At 62.1% G+C, this 560-nt stretch carries 1 protein-coding gene; it reads right to left on the reverse strand.

Annotated features, from left to right (window positions below; all coding sequences use genetic code 11):
- Positions 1–560: S8 family serine peptidase (locus CKY51_RS22250; protein WP_244952571.1), on the reverse strand; the 560-nt coding region annotated here is incomplete at both ends.

A 560-nucleotide genomic window follows, 5' to 3' on the forward strand; every position in this document is an offset into this window, starting at 1 on the left:
GTCGGCGGCAGGGTGTACAACGCCGGGTACGTAGCGACCATCCTTTTTCTCGAGCACATATTGCGTATCGGCACATGACAGGCCGGCGCTATCGCCGCTGGACGCAACGAAGGTGATGCCCTGCGCATTGCCTTGCTTGAAGATGTCGTCGTATGGGCGCAACAGCGAGGTGTAGTCGGTACCACCGTTATAAGCAGCGGTGTAGTACAGCTCGCAGCCGCCAAACGAGGAGCTGACCACGTCCGCTTCGTTGTCCTGCACGATCTGCCGGTAGCCGGCCAGGATCGATTCATCGCTGAGGTCGGGGATCACGTACAGCAGCACGTGTGCGCCGGGCGCGCCCCCAAGCGCCATTTCCACATCGAGCGTCGCCTCGCGCGCCGCACCCTCATTGCCTTCCTGCACCCCGGGCTTGGCGCCGGCCACATAGCGGCGTGCGTACAGGGTCGGATTGGCGTGGTTGGCGGCGTAGCGGCTGAAATGCTCATGATCGAACATCATCTTGATGTCCGAATCCAGCACATCGCTGCTGATCAGGATGGCGATCGTGCTGCCGCTGC

The sequence above is a fragment of the Xanthomonas maliensis genome (assembly GCF_009192945.1).
Taxonomy (GTDB): Bacteria; Pseudomonadota; Gammaproteobacteria; order Xanthomonadales; family Xanthomonadaceae; genus Xanthomonas; species Xanthomonas maliensis.